The following is a 26,996-nucleotide window of genomic DNA, read 5'->3' as shown; positions in this document are numbered from 1 at the left end:
TCGAATGTTTAAATTTAACGAGGAAAAGGGGCAACTCAAGTGCTCGTTTTGCGGGAAATCGCAAGAACAAGTCCGTAAACTAGTCGCCGGTCCTGGCGTATACATTTGCGATGAATGTATCGAACTTTGCAATGAAATCGTTGAGGAAGAGCTCGGTGTCGAGGAAGAAGTCGAATTCAAAGACATTCCGAAACCACAAGAAATCCGCAATGTGCTAGATGAATATGTCATTGGACAAGATCGTGCGAAACGTTCACTCGCCGTCGCTGTCTATAACCACTATAAACGCATCAATGCAGGTGGACGTGCAGATGACGTCGAACTTGCGAAGTCGAACATCGTCATGATTGGACCAACAGGTAGCGGGAAGACGCTCCTCGCCCAAACGATGGCACGCATCTTGAACGTCCCGTTCGCAATCGCGGATGCGACGAGTTTGACAGAAGCGGGTTACGTCGGTGAAGACGTCGAGAACATCTTGCTCAAGTTGATTCAAGCAGCTGACTATGATGTCGAGAAAGCCGAAAAAGGAATCATCTATATCGATGAGATTGATAAGATTGCCCGTAAGTCTGAAAACCCATCGATTACGCGTGACGTATCCGGAGAAGGGGTTCAGCAAGCACTTCTTAAAATTCTTGAAGGTACGACAGCAAGCGTTCCGCCACAAGGTGGACGTAAGCATCCGCATCAAGAATTCATCCAAATCGATACAACGAATATTCTCTTCATCGTCGGCGGTGCATTCGCCGGTATTGAATCGGTCGTTAAACGACGTGTCGGGAAAAAAGTGATCGGGTTTGGGAATGATCAAGAAAACCGCGAGTTGACACAAGAAGACTTGCTCGCCCGCGCACTCCCTGAAGACCTTCAAAAATTCGGTTTGATTCCAGAGTTCATCGGTCGTCTGCCAGTTATGGCTACGCTCACGACACTCGATGAGGAAGCACTCGTCGAAATCTTGACGAAACCGAAAAATGCACTCGTTCGTCAGTACGTGAAGATGCTAGAACTTGACGATGTCGAACTTTCGTTCACAGACGAGGCGTTGATTGAGATTGCCAAACTTGCGATCAAACGTAAGACTGGTGCTCGCGGTCTCCGCTCGATTATCGAAGAAATGATGCTCGATGTGATGTTTACCGTCCCATCGCGTGACGATATCGAGAAAGTCGTCATCACGGATGAAACGATTACGGGTCTTGCCGGTCCGAAATACGTCCTTCGTGATGGTACTGTCGAACAGACAGGGGATAACAAAGAGACAGCATAATTCTTTTAAGAAAGAAGGCTCAAACACTCGGCATATCCGAGTTTTGGGCCTTTTTGCACAGGAGGCGTAGTAGATGGAAAAATTACCAATCCTTCCTTTGCGAGGAGTCGTCGTATATCCGCTCATCGGTGTGACCATTGATGTCGGACGCCCGTTATCGCTTCGGGCGCTCCTTGCCGCAAAGGAGCATGAGACAGATTTAATTGTCGTTACCCAAAAAGAAACAGGGAACGAGTCCCCAGAACCGGAGGACCTATATGCAATTGGAACGCGTGTCCATATCGCGAAGATGAGCGAATTGTCGAATGAGACACTTCGGGTGCGCATCGTCGGGAAAGAGCGCGTTCGCGTCGATTCAATCGAATCGACGGATGAAGGTTGGTTTGCCAACATTGAACCTGTTGAACTTACAGAAGGGGAAGAGGTCGAACGAACGGCACTTGTCCGTCTGCTAAAAGAACAGTTCGGAAAACTAGTTGCGAACATTAAAGGAATGTCACCCGATGAGCGTCGTCGCTTTGAAATGTATGAACGGCTCGAATCACTCACGGACTATATCACGTCAAAACTCGATGTCGATGTCGAACTTCGCCAGGCGATGCTCGAAGAAGCGGATGCGGTCAAGCGCGGACTCGAACTACTTGAAATCATTGCCCATGAAGTCGAAGTGATCGAACTTGAGCAAGAGATGCGTGAGCGGACGAAGAAGTCGATTGAGCAGGCGCAGCGCGAATATTACTTACGAGAACAAATGAAGACGATTCAACAAGAGCTCGGCGACCAAACGCAAGAGTCTGAGCCGAATCGGCTTCGGGAGAAGTTAGAGGCGCTCGACTTGCCAGAAACGACATGGAAGAATGTCATGCGTGAAGCGGAACGATTGAACGTCGTACCGCAAACATCTCCAGAGTACGCGGTCATTCGTAACTATCTCGACTGGTTCGTGTCACTACCGTGGGGCATTGAGACGGAAGATAAGCTTGACGTGAAACACGCGGCGGATGTTCTCGATGACGACCATTATGGCTTGGAGTCGGTAAAAGACCGAATCCTCGAGTACTTGGCCGTCCGACAATTGACGAATTCGCTCCGAGGACCAATCCTCTGTCTCGCGGGGCCTCCGGGAGTCGGGAAGACGTCGCTTGCCCGCTCGATTGCATCAGCTCTTGAACGTCACTTCGTTCGCGTCTCCCTTGGTGGAGTACGCGATGAAGCGGAAATTCGAGGACATCGTCGTACGTATATCGGCGCGATGCCAGGGCGGGTCATTCGTGGGTTAAAGCAAGCGGAAAGTAAGAACCCGGTCTTCTTGCTTGATGAGATCGACAAGATGGCTTCTGACTTTAGAGGCGACCCGGCGTCAGCGATGCTCGAAGTGCTCGACCCGGAACAGAACGTCTCGTTCTCGGACCATTATATCGAAGAACCGTTTGACTTATCGAACGTCCTTTTCATCGCGACGGCGAATGATGTTTCACAAATTCCGGCACCGCTCCTTGACCGGATGGAGCTCATCCAAATCGGAGGCTACACAGAGCACGAAAAAGTGGAAATTGCGAAACGCCATCTCGTGCCGAAACAGCTGAAAGAACATGGGTTGAAGAAAAGTCAACTGACCATCAAAGAAGATGCGCTTTATGAGGCCGTGCGCCGATACACACGTGAAGCTGGTGTGCGTAACTTGGAACGCGTCATCGGATCACTCTGCCGAAAAGCGGCGAAACAAATCGCTATCGGTGAGAAAAAACGCGTCACGATTTCGAAAAAAGCAATCATCACGTATCTCGGAAAACCGAAGTATCGTTACGGAAAAGGTGAGACAGAGGATTCGATTGGTGCAGTGACGGGTCTTGCGTATACTGCCTTCGGTGGAGACACGCTCACCATCGAAGTGGCGCTCGCCCCAGGGAAAGGTAAGCTCCAGTTGACCGGTAAACTCGGCGACGTCATGCAGGAGTCAGCGCAGACAGCGTATAGCTATGTCCGTGCAAATGCAGAACGGTTCGAGATTGATCCGACGTTCTATGAGCGACAAGATATCCACATTCACGTCCCTGAAGGCGCCGTGCCGAAAGATGGACCGTCGGCCGGGATTACAATCGCGACGGCACTGATTTCCGCACTGACCGGTAAAAAAGTTCATCGCGACGTCGGTATGACAGGCGAAATCACGCTCCGTGGACGCGTCTTGCCGATTGGTGGGTTAAAAGAAAAAGCGCTCGCCGCTCATCGGGCCGGATTGACGACAATCGTCATTCCGAAAGATAATGAGCGAGACATCGATGACATTCAAGAGACGGTACGTGAGAAATTGACGTTCGTTCCAGTGACGACACTCGATGAAGTACTAGATGTAGCATTTGGAGGAAATTAAATGAAAATCAACAAAGCAGAGTTTGTGACGAGTGCCGTCGCGCCAGACCATTATCCGGTCCATGAATTGCCGGAAGTGGCACTTGCCGGCCGGTCGAACGTCGGGAAGTCGTCGTTCATCAATAAGATTTGTCAACGAAAGGCGCTTGCGCGCACGTCTTCGAAACCAGGAAAGACACAAACACTCAACTTCTTCAACATCAATGATGAAATCATGTTCGTTGACGTTCCAGGTTACGGATACGCGAAAGTATCAAAGACGGAGCGAGAGAAGTGGGGCGTTATGATGGAACAATATTTGACGAGCCAAGAGGCGCTTCGTGGCGTTGTCCTACTCGTCGATATCCGTCATGAGCCGACCGGTGATGATGTGACGATGTACAACTTCTTGAAACACTATGAGATTCCGGTCATCGTCGTTGCGACGAAGCTTGATAAAATCAAGAAGGGTCAACGTCAAAAACACGAAGCGGCAGTGAAACGCAAGCTTCAATTTGACCCATCAGATCGTTTTGTCGCCTTTTCAGCTGAAACGGCGGAAGGGAAAGACGAGGCGTGGAAAGCGATTTATGCACTCATCACAGATGGTGAATAAGAGAAAGGGCGAAGGGATTCCTTCGTCTTTTTGTTTTTCTAATCCCCCAAGCGGGTAATTATCGTATAATCATAGTTAGTACATAGTCATAATTGCAAATGAGGTGGAGAGATGCAACGCATGTTTGAAAGCAAATGGTACCGCGCCCTCTTTTGGACGCTGACCATCTTTTTAGTTATTTGGGTCGGAACACAGATTTCATTTGTGTTTGAGCCGGTCCAAGTTATTTTGGCACTAGTTACCGTACCGCTCATTGTGGCAGGACTCTTCTTTTATTTCTTGGTCGGCATCGTCGATTTTTTAGAGAAGCGTTTAAAAGGAAAACGACCATTAGCGGTCGCGATTACATTGATCGGTCTCGTCCTCATCTTTACGATCGTCTTTAGTAGTTTAGGTCCTGTATTAGGGGAACAGATCACATCTTTAGTCAATGCAATGCCAAGCATCGCAAAAGAACTTCAGCAACAGGCTTTCGCTGTTCGTGATACATTGATGCAAAACGAATTCTTATCGCGCTTCATGGCGCAAAACGATGAGGTGTTCCGCAACCTGACGACAAACATTACCTCGTACTTAGGAGATTTGTTCGGAAATATCGCATCGTCACTCGGTCAAGTGGTTGGGTTTGTGACGTCAGCCGTCATCACAATCGTCGTCATCCCGTTCATGCTTCTCTATATGTTGCTTGACGGTAAACGTCTGCCCGATGCGATTGTCAAACTGCTCCCGTCGAATTATGAAAAAGAAACACGCCATATCTTGCACGATATGCACGAAACGGTCCGAAACTATGTGAATGCACAATTACTCGTCGCGTTCTTCGTCGGGATCACCTCGTTCATCGGTCTTTTGATTATCGACGTAGATTACGCCATCTTACTTGCACTTTTCATGATGGTGACGAACATCATCCCGTATCTCGGACCGTTTTTAGGTGCCGTTCCGGCGGTCATTGTGGCGTTCATTCAAGATCCGATTAAAGTTCTTTGGGTCATCGTCGTCATTATCATCGTTCAGCAAATAGAGTCAAACGTCATCTCGCCACTCATTCAAGGGAAGTCCTTGAAAGTGCACCCACTGACGATTATCATCGTCTTGCTTGTGGCCGGGAATTTGGCAGGTATTATCGGGATGCTCATTGCTGTACCGTTTTATGCGGTTGCTAAAACAGTTGTTCAGAATATCGTTCGCATCTATAAATTGAGGGAACGCGAACAATACTTAGAAAGTGAAGAGACGGAAAGTACGATAATTACGGAGCCAAACGCGCCAAATTCATAAGAAAGAGTGTAGAAATGGAGTTTCTCCATTTCTACTTCTTTTTGTCACAAAAAGTTCTTATTTTATTTCAGGAAAATCAAACAGAAGATTATAGTTCCTAGATAAAAATTGCTATAATGTACCGTAGAGATTGAAAAAGAAGAGACAACCGTCGGTGGATTTTAGATGAGGGGAAGAGATACATGCATATTGTCGTCGTTGGACTAAATAACAAGACAGCCCCTGTCGCGATTCGAGAGCAGTTCTCGTTTGGGGAGCAAGAAATCGTGGATGCGATGATTGCACTTCGCGAAGAGAAGAGCATTTTCGAGTCAGTTATTTTGTCTACGTGTAACCGGACGGAGTTGTACGTCGTGACAGATCAACTCCATACGGGACGTTATTACACGAAACGTTTCTTGGCGAACTGGTTCAATTTAGAGATGGAGCAGTTCACACCTTACTTGTCGATTCGAGAAGGGGAAGAGGCGATTCGTCACCTGTTCCGTGTCACATCGGGCCTAGACTCGATGATCATCGGGGAAACACAAATTTTAGGTCAGGTGAAGACAAGTTTCTTCCGTGCCCAAGAGTATGGAACGACGGGAACCGTCTTCAACAAATTGTTTAAAGAAGCGGTCACACTCGCCAAGCGCGCCCATACGGACACACAAATTGGGGAAATGTCTGTATCGGTCAGCTCAGCTGCCGTGACGCTCGCACAAGAGATGTACCAACAGCTCGAGGATAAGCAAGTTGTCGTTGTCGGAGCCGGAGAAACGGGTGAACTCACGACACTCAACTTGTTCGAAGCGGGTGCCAAACAAATCGCCGTCTTCAACCGAACAGAGAGTAAGGCGAAAGCCGTCGCAGACAAATTTAAAGGTCGTGCGCATTCCATTCGTGAAATCGCGTGTGGATTACTTGATGCCGATATTTTAATCAGTTCGACCGGAGCGAAAGATGCCGTCATTGGATATGACGATGTGGCGGCGGCACAACTGTTACGCCGTGAACGTCCACTTCTTCTCATTGACATCGCTGTGCCGCGAGATATCGATCCAGCGGTCGCGACACTTCCGGGTGTTCATTTGTTTGATGTCGATGATTTGAATGGAATCGTCAACAAAAATCTTGAGGCACGTCTCATCGAAGCTGAGAAAATTGAGATGAAAATTGATGAAGCGATTCAAGAGTTCCAAACATGGCTCGTCACACTTGGAGTCGTGCCGATCATGAACGAGTTACGTGCCCGCGCCCTTGATATTCAAGAAGACACGATGACAAGTCTAGAGCGTAAGCTCGACCACTTGTCTGCGCGAGACAAAAAAGTCATCGGGAAGCATATGAAGTCAATCATTAACCAAATGCTTCGTGACCCGATCGACTATATTAAAGACGCTGCGGCTCAGCCGGATGCAAACGTTCGGATTGCCCAGTTTGTCGAAACATTCGACCTCGATGTCGAGTTACCAAAGCAATCAATAGAAGAAGTGGAAGAAACAGATGCTACTTCTGCCAAAGCACCACTTCGCGCATTGATGCGCTAACAAGACAAAAAGGCGACATGTGTCGCCTTTTTCTATGAAGGAGAGACTCAACATGCGGAAAATTATTGTCGGCTCACGCCGTTCCCAACTCGCCATGACCCAAACGAAATGGGTCATCGAGCAATTGAAGCAAGCTGGAGCAAAAAACGAATTTGAAATTAAAGAAATTGTGACGAAAGGAGACCAAATCGTCGACGTCCAACTTTCGAAAGTCGGTGGGAAAGGTCTGTTCGTCAAAGAGATTCAACAACAGATGATTGATGGGGACATCGATTTCGCCGTACACAGTATGAAAGATGTTCCGGCTGAGCTTCCGGAAGAACTCTATATCAGCTGTATGCCGAAACGTGTTGACGCTCGTGACGTTCTCATCTGTGAGAATGGCTATACGTTCGAGACACTTCCGAAAGGAGCAATCGTCGGAACGAGCTCTCTCCGTCGTGGGGCACAGATTTTGGCGGCACGTCCGGACCTTGAAATTCAATGGATTCGAGGAAACATCGATACTCGTCTGAAAAAATTGGATTCGGAGAACTATAACGCCATCCTGCTCGCGAAAGCAGGGCTTGAACGGATGGGATGGATGGATCGTGTCGACTTTGAAGCGCTCGACCCAGATTTGATGGTACCTGCAGTAGGACAAGGTGTGCTTGCCATCGAGAGCCGTAAGGACGATGCAGAAGTGACGGCAGTGCTTCAACTCTTGCATGATGATGTGACGGCGAAAGCTGCGACAGCGGAACGTACTTTCTTGAAAGCGATTGAAGGAAGTTGTCACGTACCGGTCGGTGGCTTTGCAACAGTCAATGGCGACGAAGTCACGCTCACAGGTCTCATCGCATCAGTGGACGGAAAAGAAGTGCTTCGTACGACAAAAACATCAACGGACGGGATTGCACTCGGAATGGACGTCGCAGAAGAATTGCTTGAACGTGGCGGACGCGAAATCCTCGCCTCGGTCAATGAGTGACCTCTGGTACACGGGAACGAAACGAATGACCGCTTCGCAACGGGCGCTGCTCGAGGCGAGCGGTCTTTCCGTTCATCATGTCCCGCTTATTCAAACGAGAGAAACGCATGTACCACCACCCTTAGAACGATTCGACTGGCTCGTCGTCACGAGTCAAAACGCGGTACCTGCACTTCGAGATTTGACGCGGGACGTGAAAGTCGCCGCTGTAGGAGAGAAGACGAAACGAGCACTTGAAGCAGAAGGCTATACTGTCACGCTCATGCCGGAAACATTTACCGGTGAGGCACTCTTTCAGCAGTTGCGTGACGTCGCCTCAAAGGATGACATCGTTTTGTTCGCGCGCGGCAATTTGGCGAATACGTCCCATATGACAATGTTGCCTCATGTATATGACTGGGTCGTCTACGAGACAATCCCTGTCCAACTGAAACCGGTGCAACAACATCAACTCGAGACGGTGAAGGCGCTGCTCGTCTTGAGCCCGTCGGCCGTCGATGCGCTCACGCCACATCTGTCCCACTTTAACGGGACATGGTACGCCATTGGCGAAGTGACCGAGCGTGCCGTACGACAAGTGTCGACATTACCGGTCCGAGTGCCAGAATGTTATACTATGGATGCATTAATACAGTGTGTAGGGGAGGATTTTTCATGAACCAGTTTGACCGTCACCGTCGTCTTCGCTCATCGAAGTCGATGCGTGCCCTCGTACGTGAAAATCATGTTCGAAAAGAAGATTTGATTTACCCGCTCTTCATCATTGAAGGGACTAACATTAAACGTGAAGTCAGCTCGATGCCTGGCGTCTTCAATTATTCACTTGACCGACTCGAAGAAGAAATTAAAGAAATCGTCGACCTCGGTCTTCAATCCGTGCTCTTGTTCGGTGTACCAGAACATAAAGACCCGGAAGGCAGTGAAGCGTATCACGACCACGGCATCGTCCAAGAAGCAATCCGTAAAGTGAAAGAGTGGGCGCCACAGCTCACGGTCATCGCCGATACGTGCCTCTGTGAGTACACGTCGACAGGTCACTGTGGCCTCGTGAAGGACGGGGACGTCGATAACGACGCGTCACTTCCACTTCACGTCCAGACAGCAATCACACAAGCGCAGGCGGGTGCCGATATCATCGCACCAAGTTCGATGATGGACGGATTCGTTGCAGCCATCCGTGAAGGTCTCGACCAAAACGGATTCAGCCATATCCCGATCATGAGCTATGGCGTCAAATATGCGTCTGCGTATTACGGACCGTTCCGTGACGCAGCCCAATCGGCTCCAGGTGAAGGCGATCGTAAAGGCTATCAGATGGACCCGGCGAACCGTCGCGAGGCGTTCCGCGAGTCGCAATCGGACGTGGAGCAAGGTGCCGACTTCATGATCGTCAAACCGGCTCTCGCGTTCATGGATATCATCCGTGACATGCGCGACTCACTCGATATGCCAATCGTGGCGTATAACGTGAGTGGAGAGTATGCGATGATTAAAGCTGCATCACTGAACGACTGGGTCGACGAAGAACGCATCGTCATGGAGACAATGGTCGGATTCAAACGTGCCGGTGCCGACCTCATCGTCACGTATTTCGCAAAAGACGTCTGTCGCTACTTGGAAGGAGACTACGCATGACATATAACCAAACGCGCTCACAAGAAGCGTTCGAACAAGCCCGCCCGCTCATGCCAGGCGGTGTCAATAGCCCGGTCCGTGCCTACAAATCGGTCGGCATGACGCCAATCTTCGCCGAACGCGGTGAAGGCTCACGTGTCTATGACATCGACGGCAACGAATATATCGATTACGTCCTCTCATGGGGACCACTCATCCTCGGTCACCGTCACCCTGTCGTCACGAAAGCGATCCAAGAACAAGCTGAAAAAGGATGGACGTTCGGGACGCCGACCGAGCTTGAGACGAAAATGGCAGAAGTTGTCATCGACCGCGTTCCATCAATCGAGATGGTCCGCATGGTCAACTCGGGTACGGAAGCGACGATGGCGGCACTTCGCCTCGCACGTGGCTACACCGGGAAGACGAAAATTTTGAAGTTCGAGGGATGCTACCATGGACACGGTGACTCGCTGCTCATCAAAGCCGGATCTGGTGTCGCGACGCTCGGTCTCCCGGACTCACCAGGTGTACCGAAAGAGCTCGCGAGCCATACGCTCACGGTTCCTTACAATGATTTGGACGCAGTCCGCGTCGCCTTTGAGAAATACGGAGACGACCTTGCTGGCGTCATCGTCGAACCGGCCGCAGGAAACATGGGCTTCGTACCACCACAACCAGGATTCCTCGAAGGACTCCGCGAGATCACGGAACAAAACGGCGCGCTCCTCATCTTTGATGAGGTCATGACGGGATTCCGTGTCGGGTACAACTGTGCACAAGGGTACTTCGGTGTCACCCCGGACCTCACATGTCTCGGGAAAGTCATCGGCGGTGGACTTCCGGTCGGCGCTTATGGCGGGAAACGTGAAATCATGGAACAGATCGCACCACAAGGTCCGATCTATCAAGCGGGTACACTCTCGGGTAACCCACTCGCGATGATTGCCGGTTACACGACACTCTCGCAACTTAAACCGGAGCATTACGCCGAGTTCGAGCGTAAGGCAGACCGTCTCGCCGAAGGATTCACGCAGGCCGGTGAAACATACAACATCCCGCACGATACGAACCGTGCCGGCTCAATGTTTGGTTTCTTCTTCACGAACGAGAAAGTGACGAACTTCGAAAAAGCGAAATCGGCGAATCTTGAGATGTTCCGCTCGTACTATCAGAAGATGGCAGCACGTGGCGTATTCTTGCCACCGTCACAGTTCGAGGGCTTATTCCTCTCGACTGCTCATACGGATGAGGATATCGAGAAGACGATCGCAGCGGTCGAAGCGACATTCAAGGAGCTTCAAGAAGAGTTTTCACTCTAATCTTGACTGCTGACGTTTCTGTCGCTACAATTATTTAACAGATACGATGAATTGCTTTGATGAGGAGTAGTACGCATCATTCATTCCTTTTAGAGACGTGACCGCTTGGTGAAAGGTTGCGAGGGATGGACGCGGAAGTCGCCTCGGAGCTGACTTTCTGAATGGAGTAGGAAAGTTCGGTCTATCGACCGTTATTCGATTTTGAGTGCGCCACTTTGTTGGCGAACTAAGGTGGTACCGCGGAAGATTCGGCTTCTTTCGTCCTTAGCGTATAGGACGAGAGAAGCCGTTTTTTGTGTTCACCAATAAGATAGAGGAGGCGCTACACATGGCCCATGAGACAAATGAAATCACCATGCCGACGAAGTACGACCCAAGTGCGACGGAGTCGAAATGGTACGATTACTGGTTAGAGAACGATGTATTTAAAGCAGATGAGGACGATTCGAAACAACCGTACACGATCGTCATCCCGCCACCGAACGTTACGGGGAAACTTCACCTCGGTCACGCTTGGGACACGACGCTTCAAGACTTGTTGACGCGCCTCAAGCGTATGCAAGGTTATGACGTGCTCTGGCTCCCAGGGATGGATCATGCCGGGATCGCCACACAAGCGAAAGTCGAGCAAAAGCTCCGTGAAGAAGGCGTCATGCGTTACGACCTCGGACGTGAAAAGTTCCTCGAGAAGACGTGGGAGTGGAAAGACGAGTACGCGAAGACGATTCGCGACCAATGGTCAAAACTTGGACTCGGCCTCGACTACTCACGTGAACGTTTCACACTCGACGAAGGGCTCTCAAAGGCCGTTCAAGAAGTATTCGTCCGTCTTTATGAAAAAGGTTTGATCTACCGTGGCGAATATATCGTCAACTGGGATCCGGCTCAAAAGACGGCCGTTTCGGATATCGAAGTTATTTACCAAGAAGTCGAGGGTGCGTTCTATCACATGAAGTATCCACTCGCTGACGGATCTGGTCATATCGAGATCGCGACGACACGTCCTGAGACGATGCTCGGGGATACAGCGGTTGCCGTCAACCCGAAAGATGAGCGTTACACACACCTCATCGGTAAGACAATCATGCTTCCCGTCATGAACCGTGAGATTCCAATCGTTGCGGACGACTACGTCGACATGGAGTTCGGTACAGGTTGCGTGAAAATCACACCAGCCCACGACCCGAACGACTTTGAAATCGGGAATCGACATGAACTTCCACGCATCCTCGTCATGGACGAAGGCGGGAAGATGAACGAGAACGCAGGCATTTACGAAGGGCTCGACCGCTTCGAATGCCGTAAGCAACTCGTCAAAGACCTAGAGGCAGACGGCACACTCGTGAAGATTGAGCCACACACGCACTCGGTCGGTCACTCAGAGCGTTCTGGCGCAGTCATCGAGCCATACCTTTCGAAACAATGGTTCGTGGATATGGAGCCACTCTCAAAAGCAGCACTCGAAGCACAAGGAAACGACGATACGAAAGTCAACTTCGTCCCAGAACGCTTCGAAGGCACATACCTTCGTTGGATGGAGAACATCCGCGACTGGTGTATCAGCCGTCAACTTTGGTGGGGCCACCGCATCCCGGCTTGGTACCATAACGAGACAGGAGAAGTGTATGTAGGGAAAGAAGCGCCAGCGGACAGTGAGAACTGGACACAAGACGAGGACGTCCTCGACACATGGTTCTCGTCAGCACTCTGGCCGTTCTCAACGATGGGTTGGCCGGATACGGACGCACCGGACTTCAACCGTTACTTCCCGACGAGCGCACTCGTCACAGGATACGACATCATCTTCTTCTGGGTATCACGCATGATCTTCCAATCACTCGAGTTCACAGGGAAGCAACCGTTCAACGATGTGCTCATCCACGGTCTCATCCGTGACTCGGAAGGGCGCAAGATGTCGAAATCACTCGGTAACGGCGTTGACCCGATGGAAGTCATCGACCAATACGGAGCGGATTCACTTCGCTGGTTCCTCCTCACAGGATCGACACCAGGGAACGACCTTCGTTTCTATTGGGAGAAAATCGAGTCGACGTGGAACTTCTCGAACAAGATTTGGAACGCGAGCCGTTTCGCCCTCATGAACATGGACGGACTCAAAGTGGAAGAGATCGACCTCACGGGTGAGAAGACGCTTGCTGACAAGTGGATTTTGACTCGTTTGAACGACACGATCGATCAAGTGACTCGTCTCGTCGACAAATACGAGTTTGGTGAAGCCGGTCGTTACTTGTACAACTTCATCTGGGAAGAGTTCTGTAACTGGTACATCGAGATGGCGAAACTCACGCTCTATGGTGAGGACGAAGCAGCGAAGCACACGACACGTTCGGTCCTCGCGCATACGCTCGATTCGATCATGCGTCTCATGCACCCGTTCATGCCGTTCCTCACAGAGGAAATCTGGCAGCACTTGCCGCACGAAGGCGATTCAATCGTTCGTGCAAGCTACCCGACACGTCGTGACGACCTTCACTTTGCGGATTCGGTTCCAGCGTTTGAAGCGGTGATGAACGTCATCCGTTCGGTTCGTAACATCCGTGCCGAAGTGAACGCACCGATGTCGAAAACGATCCAGCTCTTCATCTCGACGAGCGACGATACGACACAAGGTTACTTGAGCGCGAACGAAATGACGATCGGCAAGTTCACGAACGCGACAGAGCTTGAAATCGGACGTGGCCTCACGGCTCCGGATAAGTCGATGTCAGCGATCATGACAGGAGCGGAGCTCTTCATCCCGCTCGCAGACTTGATCAACTTCGAAGAAGAAATCGCCCGTCTTGAAAAAGAAGTGGCGAAGTATGAGAAAGAAGTGGAGCGCGTGCAGAAGAAACTCGGAAACCAAGGCTTCATCGCCAAGGCACCGGCTCACGTCATCGACGAAGAAAAAGCAAAAGAAAAAGATTACCTCGACAAGCGTGACGCGGTCCGCGCCCGTTTGGAAGAGTTGCGTAAGTAAGATATGGACCTTCTTTGGAGATTAATTCTCTGAAGAAGGTTTTTTTGTGTTTTGGTAGAATTTGGAGAGGTGGATATAGAAAAGGGGATATGAGATGAGACGGATCGGGATAATAGGTGTTCTTGTATTGGGGCTGACTGGATGTACGTCACCAGAAAAGATGGAGTTTGTCGAGACAGGTGGAGAGGAAATTGAAACGAGTGAATGGATAGGGACGCTAGTTGAAGACGTACCAAAAGGGACCGAATCATTGTCAGATGCGGTGGTACATCAAATCACGCTGCAATATAAGGATGGATCAGAAAGACGCCTTGCAACAAAGGATGTCATCTATGAGGCAAAAGTTGGAGACATCGGATTGATCGCGATTGGTCATCCGAACCAAATGCCTTCCTTTGGGGTATATCACTATTCACGTGACGGGGAATGGATCATGCGTGGAATGAAGCACTTTGGAATAGTTGGAGTTTCTGAAAAAACACAACATGGTTTGGCGCTCCCACAAGATTCGATGTACATAATCGATAGTGAAATTGATGATAGTGAACGACCTGTAAAACTGTGGACTTTGTATGATGAGACGCAACTGGTCACCATTTTGATGACCGACGCATTCAGTGTAGGGGATGGGGAGCCGATCAATCAGAATGCCGATGGGGCGGAGCGGTATCGATTGAACCAACCAAGTGGGAATGGATTATACTACATCAGCCAAGACAAACTGATTCTTGTGACGGGAAATGTCTCGGAAGAAGAGTTGTTGACACTCGTTGACTCTCTACCGGATCCTTCGTCCGAATCATTCCCGTTCCATAATTCGAAATAAAGAGCAGCCCGAGCGTCAAGAGTGACGTTCGGGTCTTTATCAAAAATTTATTCTTCACTCGAGGTCATCTTCCCGTTCGATCACTCTTTTTCATTGAATCGGTCCACGACAATAAAGCGTTCACAGACAAGCTTCATACTTGGCGAAAAAGATAATTGATACGAACCGAGTAATTCGATAAAGAATCGCTCATGGATGTCCCACCAGTCTGCATACGTCCCTTCCCCTTCAGCCAAGGCGAACTCTTCGGATACCTCATTCATCGGCTGAATTGTGACGTCAGTCGTTTGAATGATGGCAACCGGTCGTTCCGCTGCATCAAGAACGATGGCGTACTGACCGACGTAGGGAAGCAGTTCCTTCTCTATCTCATAAAGTATATGGGCGGAACATGTTGCGGTTTTCTTTCCAGAGACGACTAGTGCTGCCAATGCATTTGCATCATCGCCAAACTGAAACGCTTCAACGTCGATCGGTGGATGAAATCCAATTTCTTTCCAATATTCATTCCAATAGGCAAGTGTCATTTCATTCATCATCATCATTTCCTTTCAAATAAGAACACTCCATATTACGTATGAATGAAAAATTGGTTTCAAAAAACCATCTCACAAAAGCGAGATGGTTCATGTACCACAAAACGTCTGATACGGATACGTCCGTGGGGGACCTGCCGACACATATTCAGACGGATGGTCGTAGTTATACGGGTCACGCAAAATCGTGAGTAGCGACTCGGTCGGACCGAAGTTACCTCGTTCTGCTGCTTGAATCGCTTTTTCAACATGATGATTTCGGGGAATGATGGCCGGATTATATTGGCGCATGATTCGACTGACGTCCTCGTCCGGGAGACCTTGTTCACTCAAACGTTTCTGCCAAGCATCAATCCACGCCTTCCCGTCTTCAAGAGTTGCGAATGAGAGCGATTCACTCTCACCGAGCGTCAACGAGCGGAACGTATTCGTATAATCTGACTCCGTCTCTACCATCAACCGAAGTAGTTCATCCGTTAGCGCATCGTCACCGTCTTTTCGGACGAATAGGCCAATCTTATGCGCGAGTCCGGTAAAGTACGCTTCTTTATACAACTCGGTATAACGGGTGAGCTGTTTGTTCGCCACATCGACCGCTTCTTCTTTCGTTTCCCCGAGGAGCGGCAGCAATGTCTCCGCGAGTCGGGCGAGGTTCCAAGACCCGATGTACGGTTGATTCGCATAAGCGTACCGTCCGTCTCGGTCAATCGAACTGAAGACCGTCTCCGGGTGGTACGTATCCATGAATGCGCATGGTCCGTAATCGAGACCCTCACCACTGATGAACATATTGTCCGTATTCATCACCCCATGAATGAACCCGACGAGTTGCCAGTTGGCGATCAGTCTCGCCTGTCTTTCGACGACGCGTCCGAGAAACTGTTCGTAGCGATCGGGTGCATCCATCAAGTCTGGGTCGTGTCGTTTGATTGCAAACTCCGCTAGTGAAATAACGTCATCAATGGAGCCGGCACCTGCCGCGAATTGGAACGTCCCGACACGCAAGTGACTCGAGGCGACCCGGGTCAGGATGGCTCCGTGTTTTGGACCTTGTCGCATGAGGGCTTCTCCTGTCTGAACGACGGCGAGCGCCCGGTTCGTCGGAATGCCGAGCGCATGCATCGCCTCGCTGATGATGAACTCTCGTACCATTGGACCGAGTGCGGCCCGTCCGTCGCCACCTCTAGAGTACTCCGTCGGTCCTGAGCCCTTCAATTGCACATCGACACGCTTCCCGTTCGGAGTCACGTGTTCGCCGAGCATGAGGGCCCTTCCGTCCCCGAGCATCGTCAAGTTCCCGAACTGGTGTCCGGCGTATGCTTGAGAGAACGACGTCTCGGTTTGACGGTTGCCGGCGAGTAAGTCGATATCTTGTTTGACTGTATGCGCATCAAGCCCGAGTGAAGCGGCTAATGGATCGTTAAACAAGACGAGTGTTGGGTTGTCGACCGGATGGATGGGACCACGGTCGTAAAAGATGTCACGTAGTTCGAGGTACGTCGCCTCGAAGTTCCAGTCAGTTGTCATGGCGCATGCCTCCTTCTTCGCTTCGAGTATAGCACAGACTGTTTTCCATAACGGCTGTCGTAAATTTTGATAAGATGAAACAGAAGTGTAAATAGTAGGAGTGTGAAAGATGGAGACGAGACAAGACGTATTCGATTGGTTGAGTGGACAGCTTCGCTTCGGGATCAAACCAGGTCTTGAACGGATGAGCTGGATGATTGAGCAGTTAGGGTTAGAAGAACGCCCATCCATCCATGTGGCCGGGACGAATGGAAAAGGGTCGACCGTCGCGTTTTTACGGGCGATGGCGATGGAGAACGGCTTATCCGTCGGCACATTTACGTCCCCTTATATCATTCAGTTCGAGGAGCGGATCATGTTGAACGGGGAACCGATTCCGGAAGACGCGCTCGTCGACGTGGCGAACCGTGTCAAAGCCTGTGCGAACGAGGCGCCAGAGACGTTGACGGAATTCGAGCTATTGACGATGATGGCATGGTGCTATTTTGATGACACACGTCCTGATGTGATCATTTGGGAAGTCGGTCTTGGGGGACGACTCGATTCGACCAATGTGTTGACACATCCACTTGCGACCGTCGTGACGTCGATTGGACATGATCATCAAGGCATTCTCGGCGATACGCTTGAAGAGATTGCGATGGAGAAGTACGGCATTATGAAACGTGGTGTGCCGATGTTCCATAGTATCGAGAAGGATCAGTTGATTGAGTTGTTGCATCAAAAAGGGGAGGCCTTAGATGCACAAATTCATGACGCACGTGCGCTCGTGACTAAGATTGAAGACGGGGCAGAGACAGTCGTGACATATCAAGCCATGCCACCTGTCGTGCTCGGATTGACAGGGCATCATCAGACCTATAACGGGGCGTGCGCCGTGGCGGTGGCACGTCACCTCGGTTGGAAGGAAGAAGCCATTCAATCGGGTCTCGAGCGAGCGCAACACCCGGGACGATATGAGCTCGTATCAAAACGACCGCGTATTATTTTAGATGGGGCACATAATCAGGAAGGCATCGAGGCATTAGTTTTACAAGCTAAACAAGAGACAGACGTGACCGTGCTGACCGCCATTTTAGAGGATAAAGACCGCGACACGATGGTTCGTTCCCTTCAGCAAATCGGTGATGTGTATGAGACGACGTTCGACTTTCCGCGTGCTAGAACGAAAGCGCAACTAGAGAAAGATGGGGCGCGCTTTATCGAATGGCAACAGTGGCTTCACGATTGGATCGAGACGCCGACAAGCGAGACGCTGATTGTGACCGGGTCTCTTTATTTCATCAGTGAAGTGAGACGCTTCTTAAGCGAAAACATTTACCTGATGTCAAAGAAATAGATGTATATTTTTTCAAGTGGGTGGGATAATTAGTAGTGAAGACTAAAAATAGGGAGGACTATACATTGCGTAAACTCATGCATGTTGCCATAATCTTCATTTTACTACTTTCGTTCGTCCCTCAAAGCAAGTTTGTAGAGGCGCAGGAATTACCGAAATATAAAGTACTATATTTAAGAGATGCGTATACAGCAAGCAATGTATTGACTCAAGATGCTTTAGAAACGGCGATTGACTCGTATAAAAAGACATTAGTAAACGATTTGAATACATTGAATAAGTTAGAGATCGATTTTTTAACGGTTAAACAATTCAATGCGACTCGTTTCCCGATGGATGGAGCTTACGATGCGATTGTATTGGCAAGTAGCCCACTTGGTGAAAATGAAAAGTATCAAGAAGCACTTAATAAAGTGAATAAAATAAAAAGTACATCGAATCGTAATACTGAACATAATACGACGACGATTTTAAATGATTTAACAGATTTAAAGTTCGATGAGATTACAGAATTTTACGTAAAAACAGGGTTACCCGTATACCTTCATAAAGATTTGTTACTCGGTGGAGAAAATGTAAAAAAAATAGCCGCATTCAAAGAGTATGCCAACGTCAAACAGTTTGATACGGACGGGGCGCTGATCAATCAATTAGTCAATCAATCGAGCATTCGTCCCTTGTTGTCGGATGTTGACGTGACGTATAATCAACAACCGCTTGTGAATCAAACGGTACAAATCAAAAACAATGATCGAAAGCCGTTTCAGTTCAACTATCAATTTGTAAACCCACCAACTTCAAGCACGATTGTAGAATTATACATTGATTTTAATCACAACGATCGCTTTGATGCTGAAGATAAGGTGAGAGAAGTAGTCGCAAATTCAACGAATCAACTCGAGTTTCTATTATCTCGACCTACGTATACCGGGCCGAAGAATTGGATGATTGTTGCTAAAGATACAGTAACCGGGCGTAAAGATTATAAAAAGGGGACGTTCCTCTATATCGATCAAAAAGTAGAAGCAAACATCTTACAACTAACTGCAGGAACAGCGAGTAAAGGAAAAATTTCTGACTACTTGTCAAATATGCTGACAGACAGTAACGGTCAATATCAATTCACGTTAAATAATGGAACAACCAGTGATTTTCAACTAGGTAAGTTCGATCAAGGTTTGAATAATAATACGTATGATATGTTGATTTTTGGTTTTCAGGATTCTTATAACACACAAGGTAGCATGAACGTTGCGGCTACTTCCAAAGTAAAGACGTTCTCAGAAACGGGACAAGGAGTCATGTTGACCCATGATACAATTTTCCGTTCCGGTGGTGGGAACTCTGCCACTTCAGAGTGGGAACGTCAGTTTGTCAATTCAGACTCCACAAAGAATATTTCAGGACAAAAAATCTATACGAATATGGGTTATGGTGCACCGCAAGTTACTCAGGTGATTGAAAAAGTACAGGATGGAATTTTCACTTCATATCCATATGCTTTGAATGATGAGCCTAAAAAGATCTCAAAAACGCACAACCAATATTTCACGCTTGATTTGAATGACCCTGAAGTTACACCTTGGTACAACTTGTCTTCGGATAATTCTAGTAAGGAACGGTCATATGGAGATGCGAGTAACCATTACTACACGTACACGAAAAATAACTTCACCTATTCGGGCGCGGGTCACACGAATCAGTTTTCAGTTCAAGACGAGAAAAAAATCTTTATCAACACGATGTATCGCGCTTTTATCGGGGCGAACCACAAACCTTATAATGTGATCGAATCAGTTAGCGATTCTACGAACTCATACACTTCTTCCGACATAGAAGCTGGAGTAGTTGAAGTGACTGCTGGCAAAGATGTCAAGTTGATGTGGCGTCCGAGTGACTATGACTTCCAAGACTTATTTTTGAATTCAACAATCACATACAACGGAAAGTCGGTAGCATTTGAAGAATTGCGAAACTATGAAGTCAAAGAGTTCACGATTCCTGCAGCGGACGTTGTCGCAAACCGACCGATTGAAGTGAAAATCGAGACGTCCGATCAACGGAATGCTAAAGTGATTGATACGTTCACGATTAACGTAAAACGTGCGGAGAATGTATCGGACTTGATTCAAGTGTCCCGTTCGATTGATCCTTCGACCATCAACTTGTTTGAGACGGGAACGATTCGATACCAAGTTCAATATCCAGAACAATTTGATCGATCGAAAGACCAAAAGGGTGACAAGTTCCTGCGGATTGATTCGACGACCTTCACAGAGAAGTTGCCAAAACAACTTGAAATCGTTGCGATTCGTGATGGAAATGGAACAGACTATCCGGTCACGAATCTAAATGAAATCAATCTAGAGTTAAAACCGAATCTGTATTACGAGCGACACGGGAACTCGAACGTATTTCTCCCGAACGAGAGTGGTGACCGGACTGTGACGTTTGAAGTAGTTGTCCGTGCCATCGAGTCTTCTTCCTCGCTCATTCAACTGAAAAAAGCGGATAACCAATTGACGACATTGATTGAGTATGCGAAGAAGCAAGGTCATAATTTAGATAAGCACAACGACTGGGATAAGGAGCAGATCGTTCACTCTTCGTTCCCTGATTTATTGATCAATATTGGGGCACCGTATGCGTACGGTGCGAAGATCCCGAACGTCACACTGCAAATTGGTGCACAACAGATTGTCAGTCCGACCATCACCGATGCAAAAGGGGATCCTTATTCAAACCCGAAATGGAAAAGCTTGAAATGGGAAATCATCGATGCGAACGGTGTCGCCAAACTTGTTTCACAAGGAAACAATGCGATTGTGACCGGACTGAAGACAGGAACTGCCACGTTACGGTTGACGATTGATCCAGGTGATGGGAAACCACGTGTCGTAGCGGAGTCGAACGTAAAGGTCATCAGCCCGCCTGAACAGCTTACCGTTCAGTCAAAAGAACTGTATGTCGGTCAAGCGACTACCGTGACACCAAAAGTCATGCCGGAAACGGCACAGTACAAGTCGGTTCGTTATGTCGTTGAATCCGGTGACAGTGTCCGCTTCGAACAGGACGGGAACAACCTGAAAATCGTTGGATTAAAACCAGGGATGACTCAATTCAAGGCGACTGTTGACGTCGGTGACTTTTTCAGTGGGTTAAATATCGCTGCACCTAGTACTGTCTTTACAATCAATGTCACGGCACCATCCTTGAGCCAAACACCGAGCCAACTCGACTTGTGGGTATGGGATAGTGTGGACGAAGAAAAACGAGTGAATGAAGTCGCGACGATTCAAGTGACCTCATCACCAAGTGTAACCATCCCGCTTGAACGAATCGGGACCACCCCGTCGGCTTTGACGGTCACCGAAAGTGCGACCGGATACCAATTACGTGCCAATCATGGATATGGAAAAAACGGGATCGTTACGGACATTCCGATTCAGACAACATTTAATGACAATGCCTTACGGAACATTCGTTCAAACATTTCAATCGTCCGTGTCAACGAATATCCGAACCAATTGATGTCAAAAGACATGACGATTAATATCGGTGAAGGGACGGCACCACGGCCACCGCTCCTCGAGTACTGGCCGACGACCTCGACTTGGCGTGATTATCGGATGGAGATTGTGTCTGGTGCAGAATTTGTTCAAGTCAGTGCGTCAGGAAAAGAGTTGATTCCAGTGAAACCGGGTGTGGCCAAAGTGGAAGTGTATACAACTCTCCCGGCAGGAAAACCGTTTGAAGCGGTGAAAGATACCTTTTATGTACGCATCATCCAAACGAATGCCTCAGGACAGGATGATGACCGTTATTAAGTGAATGGCAGAAAGTTGGCGAATGATGAATCGCAAGCGAATGATGATTGGAATCACCGGATTGCTTCTCGCTTGTGGATTGGGAGGACTTCTTTATTGGAGCCAATCCCAACCGGAGCTCTCACAATTGTCTGGTGATGCTTTAATAAAAGAAGTAAACCAACGTTCTTCAGTTTCAAAAGAAGAGTTGACTGATTTACAAACACGGGAGGAATGGGAGGCCGTCCGACTCATTCTGAAGGATAAAAAAATCCTTCCGACATCCGAGCAGTTTGCGACGGCGGTGACTACTGCACCGATGGACGTGATTGAAGCGTATTTCGAGCAAGGGCTCGACCCGTTTGAAGAAGTGGAAGGGATGCCGATCATCACGCCTTTGTTCAGCGCGAACGGCAGTCCCGAGCAATGGGAGCTCGCCATACGTTATGTCGAGGATGAGCGACTTCTCAGGATTGCTGTCGACTCGTTGAATCTTGAGGCAGTCAAACATCTCCTCGATCAGGGCTATCCGATTCAAGATGACGAATCGGTGTTATTGCAGCCGGTCCGTCATAACCAGGTCGAGTTGACTCGACTGCTGCTCGACAACGGTGCGAAGTGGACCAATGCCATGGAACAGACGGCCAAAGACTACAATTCAGACCTCATCTTAAAGATGGGGAACTAAAAAATCGGCTTCTTCTCATATCGAGAGGAAGCCGATTTTTTTGAGCTTATTTTAATTGAACAGGATGGCTGACGAAAAACTGGAGTTGATTCGTGACCGGTAATGTTTCGAGTTGATTAAACACGGAATCGTTATATGTCAGTTTTAAGCGGGACTGATCTGGCGCATGAGCCGGAACTTGGAGGTTGAAGTTCTCAGCTGGGCTTAAGCCGTTCCCACCTCCGAACGTTCCGCGGAAGACGTTCACCTCAAGTGGGCCCTTACTGTAAAGTCCTCCGTTGACTTCTAGGATTGATCCGACCGCATAGACGTAAGTTGGTTCGTTCGAATCACTATACATGAACGCCTGAAGCGTCGTCGGTGTATCATCGAATTCGTTGATTCGGTTCAATAAGATCTTTCCTTTTGACAAGAGGATGAGGGAGTTCCCTTTCTCTGCATCGATTGGAAGGATATTGGCACGGTCGATGAAGGTGTCGCCGAGCGTGTAGACAGTTGAACTGAATGACACATTGCCTTTAATGGTCAAATTTCCCCGCACGATTAATGGGCGCGCAATCGTCAGTTTGTTAAGTGATTCAATCACGACATCTCCATCGAATAGGAGCGGGGCGTTCGATTCGGTAATGGACTCGGTGACGTACATGGCACGATCAGAAATGGTAGTAGGCAATGTCAAAATGGTCGGATCCGTTAAAGCGTTATAGGCATCCGCCCGTAAATATGAAGTCGGTCGTTCGATGATTGAAGAGCCGTCTTCCGACAATACCCGTTCGAGCTCGAATACTCGATTCGTCGAGGCAATCAGCCCTTCATCAAAGATTTTCGAGTTGACGTTGTTCGTGAAGGTGAGGGGTGTGTCGAGTCGACGATTCAAAAATTCAATGATCGAATAGTCATATTGGAACGGGGAGAAGCGACTTGGGGACACCCCAAAGTCCGCTTTTTCACCAGCCTGTTCCGTACCTGCCGTGAAATAGTTTTCTTGTTGACAACTTAAGCAGTCGTTCAACTGCAACAAATCAATTCGACCGTCTAAATGAAGTCGGCTTGTATCCACATTATCGATTTGCTTGGGCACGCCATCTAATTGAAAGTTAGCCTTACGCATGAAGGAAAGCGGACCGCCTGAATAGATATTTCCTTGAACCGTCGGCATACCATTCACGTTTAACTGTTGGTCGGACCCGAGGACGTAGTATAAAAAGGACGGGAGCGCCGTCAAATACAGATCTTGCGTGTATTCGACCGCGAGCACGGGCTGTTCCGGGTTCACTTGACGCGATGCCGTGACATTCACTTGAAGAATCGTCGTGAACGGAGCCGTCTGAATGGTGGTATCCGTCGCATCTTTCTTCAGTTCGATCGAGTAGCGGACCTCGCTATCTGTCGTCAAAGCTGTAAACGGTTCGTCATTGATAATGAGAGACTGTATCTTGTTATTGAATGCAGTTTCGGACTCCATATGGATAGGGACTTCCGCTTCACCGTGGAGCGGGAACTGGGTCCGGACCTCGTCGGCGATGAGACGGAGCGCGCTTTTCGCATCTTCATTCAATTGGGTATCTTCCGTCCGGATGACTGTCAGTTTGTTCGTCGATAAATTCACTTGCATAGCAGCGAGCGACAAGACGGCGAGAGCCGCCATCGTCACGAGGACGAGCACGAGGACATATCCGTCTTCACGTTTTCGCATCGGGATGCCTCCTTTCTTAAAATGGGATTGAGCTTTCAAATGTGGTCACTGAATCAGAATCGTTCGTCTGGGTCAAATCCATTTCGATTTCAATCAGACCTCCCGTCATATATGTGGGGCGTCGGGGATCGAATACCGGATCTTTCAATTGAATCGTCAACCGTTCAACTGTGATTTGCGGATTGGATGGGGTGAACGATTCCTCTGAGAGCACCAAATCGGTCGGAACGTATCCCGCCTCCCGGTAAATCATTCCGGCCTCTGAGATGCCTGGTGCAGATAACCGATAAAATTGGAACGTGCCGCCCACTTCCGTCACCGCATCGAATTCGGTCCGGTTCACGTCGGAGAGGACCGAGGCGATCAAATAATCCGCCTCACTGCGGAGTTCGCTCGTTTCGTTCGTCATTTGAAAACCGAGCGTGCCCGTGATGAAAGCCGTAATGATGACTCCGCTCAAAATCGAAGCGACGACGACGGTGACGAGCAACTCGACGAGTGTGAAGCCGTCTTCTCGTTTTTTCATCTCAGTCAGTTGTCGGCACAGCCGTTTCAGGGAACGGTTCGCGCAATGTCGCATTCGATATGACTCCTTTCAAGGTGACGGGTGTTTGTAATCGGTCGGTCGTCACCGAGATTTCGACCTCGATCGTGTGTCCGGGTGCGGTGGATAACGATTGAATCGTTGCGACGTACGTATCCCCATGAATCCGCGTATCTTCGCAGAAGTCGCATGTGAGGCTGATGCCGTCCCGATTCAATAATTGACGTAGCTCGAGCGGTTGATCGACGGAAGCCGCCCGCCGATTCAACGTATGTAGTGTGTTTTGCGCCACTTGGTTCGCAATCGTTTGATTGAGACTATCGTGGGTCGTCTTCAAGCTTTGACTAAAAATGGTAAGTAGAGAAAATGAGACAATTGATAGAACGACGATGGAGACGAGTACTTCTACGAGCGTAAAACCTTTTTCGGAATGCGACAAGACATTGACCTCCTATTCAAAAAAAGTAAAACATTCGGTAAATAACGTATGAAATACTGAATTAAATGTTATTTTTTGTACAATACATATTATACTAAAGTTATACGCTAAACGGATACATAGAATAGAAGTCGGATCAGACACGGGGGGAATTTTATATGAAGCGGTATGGGATGCATCTAGTCATTTTGATTGGACTCGTCGTACTCGTGACATTACCGACGATCGGACTCGTCAATTATTTAGACGCGTCTGCTGAGTCGAGTGCTACATATATCGAGACGACGGTCGCAGGCATCGACGTGTCAGGGATGACGAAGGAAGAAGCGAACGTTCGTCTCGACAATGCAATCAAAGATTTTAATACGTTGCCATTTTCGGTCAATTTGGTGGATGGAACGATCATGGAGATTGGGAAAGAAATCGTGACGTTCGATGTATCGAATACGCTTGACTCCATCGAGGACACGGGCGCTTATCCACTTTTAACGTCTGTTGACGAAGTAAAGGTCGAACCTTATCTTGAAGGGCAACCTGTGACGATGACGATGATTGTACCGACATTGATGGAAGCTGCATCTATGCTTGAATCAACTGTGACGTTCGAGCAAGTCGCGGCTGAAAGTGAAGTCGTCGCCTCATTCACTGTGAGCCCGACACCGGCGATGCAGTCGGCACTCGATCGGATGAACGGATTTGAGATGGCCGCTGGGGATATCTTTAGTCTCAAAGCGTTCGGGGAAGACTATGAAGCCCTCACGACGCTCGGCTCTTCGCTCTATCGAATGTTCGCCGCGACACCGTTTGCGATTCTTGAACGGGTCCCGCATGAAACGCTTCCGCCTGGTGTGGAGCTAGGTTATGACACGAAAGTGGACGATCGTTCGAACTTTGCAGTCCAAAATCGTGAGGATTCATCTTACGCAATCCTAGTCTTAAATGAAGGAGGCACGGTGACAGTTCAGTTATTAGGTCAGCCGTTTGAAGCTGCCTTTGAGGCAAGGGTGGAGGAAGTGAAGACGGTCCCGCATCAAAAAGTCGTCCGTTTCTCATCGTCGCTCCCGTCTGGCAGTTCATCTGTCACGCAGTCTGGTCAAGATGGACAATCAGGTAAGCTCTACCGTGTCACAGTGACAGAAGAAGGGGAAAAAATGGAATTGCTCGGGTTTGACTTTTATGCCCCGACACCGGAAATCGTGACGAAGAGCTCAGTTCCACTCCCGCTACCTGACCCGGTCGAACCGGTGATTCCGACATTCCCGGATGAGAATGAAGAAGATCCGTTCACAGAGGATTCGAACGGAAATCCGTTTGAGGCAGAACCACCCGTATTGGAAGAGGTCCCTACAGAGGAGGAAGCTGTCGGATGATTGGCTATTTGATTTTACTTGGATTTTGGGTACTCGCCACACTGACGTTGTTCGCCTTGTCCGTCCCGATGATGCGCAAGCGTGAAACGAAGCTCGTCATCAGTCTATGGACGGCCCTCATGTCTGGTGGCATCTATCTGATGGTACAAGAAGCGCTCGTACAAACGTGGTGGGCATGGCTCATTCTTGTTGTTGCATTGATTGGAGGGGTGGCTGCGAGTGTCTTTGTTGAAGAACGTGAAAACAAAGCTAAGCAGGAGGAGGCTCCTCAAAGGATGGTGAAGTGAC

The 26,996-nt window shown here is 48.8% G+C and carries 21 protein-coding genes and 1 other annotated feature; of the genes, 16 read left to right on the top strand and 5 right to left on the bottom strand.

The window, feature by feature from the left end:
* Positions 1–4: 4 nt before the first annotated feature.
* The 11 genes from clpX (at position 5) to KNO96_RS04810 (ending at position 14,763) form a co-directional block, all read left to right on the top strand.
* On the top strand, positions 5–1,273 hold the full coding sequence (gene clpX / locus KNO96_RS04860) for an ATP-dependent protease ATP-binding subunit ClpX (protein WP_026826516.1): 1,269 nt from the start codon (positions 5–7) through the stop codon (positions 1,271–1,273).
* Between the two features lie 73 nt (positions 1,274–1,346).
* Positions 1,347–3,647, top strand: coding sequence for an endopeptidase La (lon, locus tag KNO96_RS04855; protein ID WP_214702469.1), 2,301 nt, complete (start codon positions 1,347–1,349; stop codon positions 3,645–3,647).
* Entirely contained in the window at positions 3,648–4,241 is a 594-nt protein-coding gene (gene yihA / locus KNO96_RS04850) for a ribosome biogenesis GTP-binding protein YihA/YsxC (protein ID WP_214700635.1), read from the top strand.
* Between the two features lie 111 nt (positions 4,242–4,352).
* A complete protein-coding gene (locus tag KNO96_RS04845; RefSeq protein WP_214702463.1) occupies positions 4,353–5,522 on the top strand; it encodes an AI-2E family transporter in 1,170 nt (389 codons plus the stop codon).
* 182 nt (positions 5,523–5,704) lie between these two features.
* Complete coding sequence (gene hemA / locus KNO96_RS04840; protein WP_026826512.1) at positions 5,705–7,051, top strand: glutamyl-tRNA reductase; 1,347 nt, start codon at positions 5,705–5,707, stop codon at positions 7,049–7,051.
* Between the two features lie 52 nt (positions 7,052–7,103).
* Entirely contained in the window at positions 7,104–8,021 is a 918-nt protein-coding gene (gene hemC, locus KNO96_RS04835) for a hydroxymethylbilane synthase (RefSeq protein ID WP_214702461.1), read from the top strand.
* Between the two features lie 25 nt (positions 8,022–8,046).
* On the top strand, positions 8,047–8,679 hold the full coding sequence (locus KNO96_RS04830; protein WP_214702459.1) for a uroporphyrinogen-III synthase: 633 nt from the start codon (positions 8,047–8,049) through the stop codon (positions 8,677–8,679).
* Complete coding sequence (gene hemB / locus KNO96_RS04825; RefSeq protein ID WP_015881120.1) at positions 8,676–9,656, top strand: porphobilinogen synthase; 981 nt, start codon at positions 8,676–8,678, stop codon at positions 9,654–9,656. The genes KNO96_RS04830 and hemB overlap by 4 nt, the downstream gene beginning before the upstream one ends.
* Positions 9,653–10,957 carry a glutamate-1-semialdehyde 2,1-aminomutase gene (hemL, locus tag KNO96_RS04820; protein WP_214702457.1) on the top strand — a complete coding sequence of 435 codons (1,305 nt, stop codon included), beginning with the start codon at positions 9,653–9,655 and terminating at the stop codon, positions 10,955–10,957. The genes hemB and hemL overlap by 4 nt, the downstream gene beginning before the upstream one ends.
* 47 nt (positions 10,958–11,004) lie before the next feature.
* Positions 11,005–11,226: a binding site (T-box leader), on the top strand.
* A gap of 59 nt (positions 11,227–11,285) precedes the next feature.
* A complete protein-coding gene (locus KNO96_RS04815; protein ID WP_214700639.1) occupies positions 11,286–13,937 on the top strand; it encodes a valine--tRNA ligase in 2,652 nt (883 codons plus the stop codon).
* A gap of 94 nt (positions 13,938–14,031) precedes the next feature.
* Positions 14,032–14,763 (top strand): hypothetical protein, encoded by a 732-nt coding sequence (locus KNO96_RS04810; protein WP_214702452.1) that lies wholly within the window; start codon positions 14,032–14,034, stop codon positions 14,761–14,763.
* 80 nt (positions 14,764–14,843) lie between these two features.
* Here the strand turns inward: KNO96_RS04810 and KNO96_RS04805 are convergent, their stop codons facing one another.
* Together KNO96_RS04805 and KNO96_RS04800 are read right to left on the bottom strand one after the other, a co-directional pair.
* A complete protein-coding gene (locus KNO96_RS04805; protein WP_214702451.1) occupies positions 14,844–15,299 on the bottom strand; it encodes an ASCH domain-containing protein in 456 nt (151 codons plus the stop codon).
* Between the two features lie 90 nt (positions 15,300–15,389).
* Positions 15,390–16,826 (bottom strand): protein adenylyltransferase SelO, encoded by a 1,437-nt coding sequence (locus KNO96_RS04800; RefSeq protein ID WP_214702450.1) that lies wholly within the window; start codon positions 16,824–16,826, stop codon positions 15,390–15,392.
* Between the two features lie 109 nt (positions 16,827–16,935).
* On the opposite strand from KNO96_RS04800, the gene KNO96_RS04795 reads away from it, so the two are divergent.
* The 3 genes from KNO96_RS04795 to KNO96_RS04785 all read left to right on the top strand — a co-directional run bounded on the left by KNO96_RS04795 (position 16,936) and on the right by KNO96_RS04785 (position 22,659).
* A complete protein-coding gene (locus KNO96_RS04795) occupies positions 16,936–18,165 on the top strand; it encodes a bifunctional folylpolyglutamate synthase/dihydrofolate synthase (protein ID WP_214702449.1) in 1,230 nt (409 codons plus the stop codon).
* 65 nt (positions 18,166–18,230) lie between these two features.
* Positions 18,231–21,992, top strand: a complete 3,762-nt coding sequence (locus tag KNO96_RS04790) for a DUF5057 domain-containing protein (RefSeq protein ID WP_214702448.1) — start codon at positions 18,231–18,233, stop codon at positions 21,990–21,992.
* A gap of 25 nt (positions 21,993–22,017) precedes the next feature.
* On the top strand, positions 22,018–22,659 hold the full coding sequence (locus KNO96_RS04785) for a hypothetical protein (protein WP_215187696.1): 642 nt from the start codon (positions 22,018–22,020) through the stop codon (positions 22,657–22,659).
* A 46-nt stretch (positions 22,660–22,705) separates the two neighbouring features.
* On the opposite strand, the gene KNO96_RS04780 is transcribed toward KNO96_RS04785, so the two are convergent.
* Genes KNO96_RS04780 through KNO96_RS04770 form a run of 3 tightly spaced genes read right to left on the bottom strand, consistent with a single transcriptional unit; the run spans position 22,706 to position 25,338 of the window.
* Positions 22,706–24,355, bottom strand: a complete 1,650-nt coding sequence (locus KNO96_RS04780; RefSeq protein ID WP_214702445.1) for a hypothetical protein — start codon at positions 24,353–24,355, stop codon at positions 22,706–22,708.
* Positions 24,356–24,371: 16 nt separating this feature from the next.
* Entirely contained in the window at positions 24,372–24,935 is a 564-nt protein-coding gene (locus tag KNO96_RS04775; RefSeq protein WP_251124999.1) for a prepilin-type N-terminal cleavage/methylation domain-containing protein, read from the bottom strand.
* Complete coding sequence (locus KNO96_RS04770) at positions 24,883–25,338, bottom strand: type IV pilus modification PilV family protein (protein ID WP_026826499.1); 456 nt, start codon at positions 25,336–25,338, stop codon at positions 24,883–24,885. The genes KNO96_RS04775 and KNO96_RS04770 overlap by 53 nt, the downstream gene beginning before the upstream one ends.
* A 158-nt stretch (positions 25,339–25,496) precedes the next feature.
* On the opposite strand from KNO96_RS04770, the gene KNO96_RS04765 reads away from it, so the two are divergent.
* Together KNO96_RS04765 and KNO96_RS04760 are read left to right on the top strand one after the other, a co-directional pair.
* Positions 25,497–26,708, top strand: coding sequence for a G5 domain-containing protein (locus KNO96_RS04765; RefSeq protein ID WP_214702444.1), 1,212 nt, complete (start codon positions 25,497–25,499; stop codon positions 26,706–26,708).
* Positions 26,705–26,995 (top strand): hypothetical protein, encoded by a 291-nt coding sequence (locus KNO96_RS04760; protein ID WP_214702443.1) that lies wholly within the window; start codon positions 26,705–26,707, stop codon positions 26,993–26,995. The genes KNO96_RS04765 and KNO96_RS04760 overlap by 4 nt, the downstream gene beginning before the upstream one ends.
* Position 26,996 lies beyond the last annotated feature (1 nt).

Source organism: Exiguobacterium sp. s89 (assembly GCF_018617735.1).
Taxonomy (GTDB): Bacteria; Bacillota; Bacilli; order Exiguobacteriales; family Exiguobacteriaceae; genus Exiguobacterium; species Exiguobacterium marinum.
Note: the sequence above shows the minus strand (reverse complement) of the source record. Positions and strands in the feature narration are given on the sequence as shown.

Coding starts and splice junctions, on each gene's coding strand:
- hemC (WP_214702461.1), top strand. CDS start 7,104: ATGCGGAAAATTATTGTCGGCTCACGCCGTTCCCAACTCGCCATGACC.
- KNO96_RS04795 (WP_214702449.1), top strand. CDS start 16,936: ATGGAGACGAGACAAGACGTATTCGATTGGTTGAGTGGACAGCTTCGC.
- lon (WP_214702469.1), top strand. CDS start 1,347: ATGGAAAAATTACCAATCCTTCCTTTGCGAGGAGTCGTCGTATATCCG.
- KNO96_RS04810 (WP_214702452.1), top strand. CDS start 14,032: ATGAGACGGATCGGGATAATAGGTGTTCTTGTATTGGGGCTGACTGGA.
- clpX (WP_026826516.1), top strand. CDS start 5: ATGTTTAAATTTAACGAGGAAAAGGGGCAACTCAAGTGCTCGTTTTGC.
- hemA (WP_026826512.1), top strand. CDS start 5,705: ATGCATATTGTCGTCGTTGGACTAAATAACAAGACAGCCCCTGTCGCG.
- KNO96_RS04815 (WP_214700639.1), top strand. CDS start 11,286: ATGGCCCATGAGACAAATGAAATCACCATGCCGACGAAGTACGACCCA.
- KNO96_RS04830 (WP_214702459.1), top strand. CDS start 8,047: ATGACCGCTTCGCAACGGGCGCTGCTCGAGGCGAGCGGTCTTTCCGTT.
- hemB (WP_015881120.1), top strand. CDS start 8,676: ATGAACCAGTTTGACCGTCACCGTCGTCTTCGCTCATCGAAGTCGATG.
- KNO96_RS04785 (WP_215187696.1), top strand. CDS start 22,018: ATGAATCGCAAGCGAATGATGATTGGAATCACCGGATTGCTTCTCGCT.
- KNO96_RS04775 (WP_251124999.1), bottom strand. CDS start 24,935: ATGCGACATTGCGCGAACCGTTCCCTGAAACGGCTGTGCCGACAACTG.
- KNO96_RS04800 (WP_214702450.1), bottom strand. CDS start 16,826: ATGACAACTGACTGGAACTTCGAGGCGACGTACCTCGAACTACGTGAC.
- KNO96_RS04805 (WP_214702451.1), bottom strand. CDS start 15,299: ATGAATGAAATGACACTTGCCTATTGGAATGAATATTGGAAAGAAATT.
- hemL (WP_214702457.1), top strand. CDS start 9,653: ATGACATATAACCAAACGCGCTCACAAGAAGCGTTCGAACAAGCCCGC.
- KNO96_RS04765 (WP_214702444.1), top strand. CDS start 25,497: ATGAAGCGGTATGGGATGCATCTAGTCATTTTGATTGGACTCGTCGTA.
- yihA (WP_214700635.1), top strand. CDS start 3,648: ATGAAAATCAACAAAGCAGAGTTTGTGACGAGTGCCGTCGCGCCAGAC.
- KNO96_RS04780 (WP_214702445.1), bottom strand. CDS start 24,355: ATGCGAAAACGTGAAGACGGATATGTCCTCGTGCTCGTCCTCGTGACG.
- KNO96_RS04760 (WP_214702443.1), top strand. CDS start 26,705: ATGATTGGCTATTTGATTTTACTTGGATTTTGGGTACTCGCCACACTG.
- KNO96_RS04845 (WP_214702463.1), top strand. CDS start 4,353: ATGCAACGCATGTTTGAAAGCAAATGGTACCGCGCCCTCTTTTGGACG.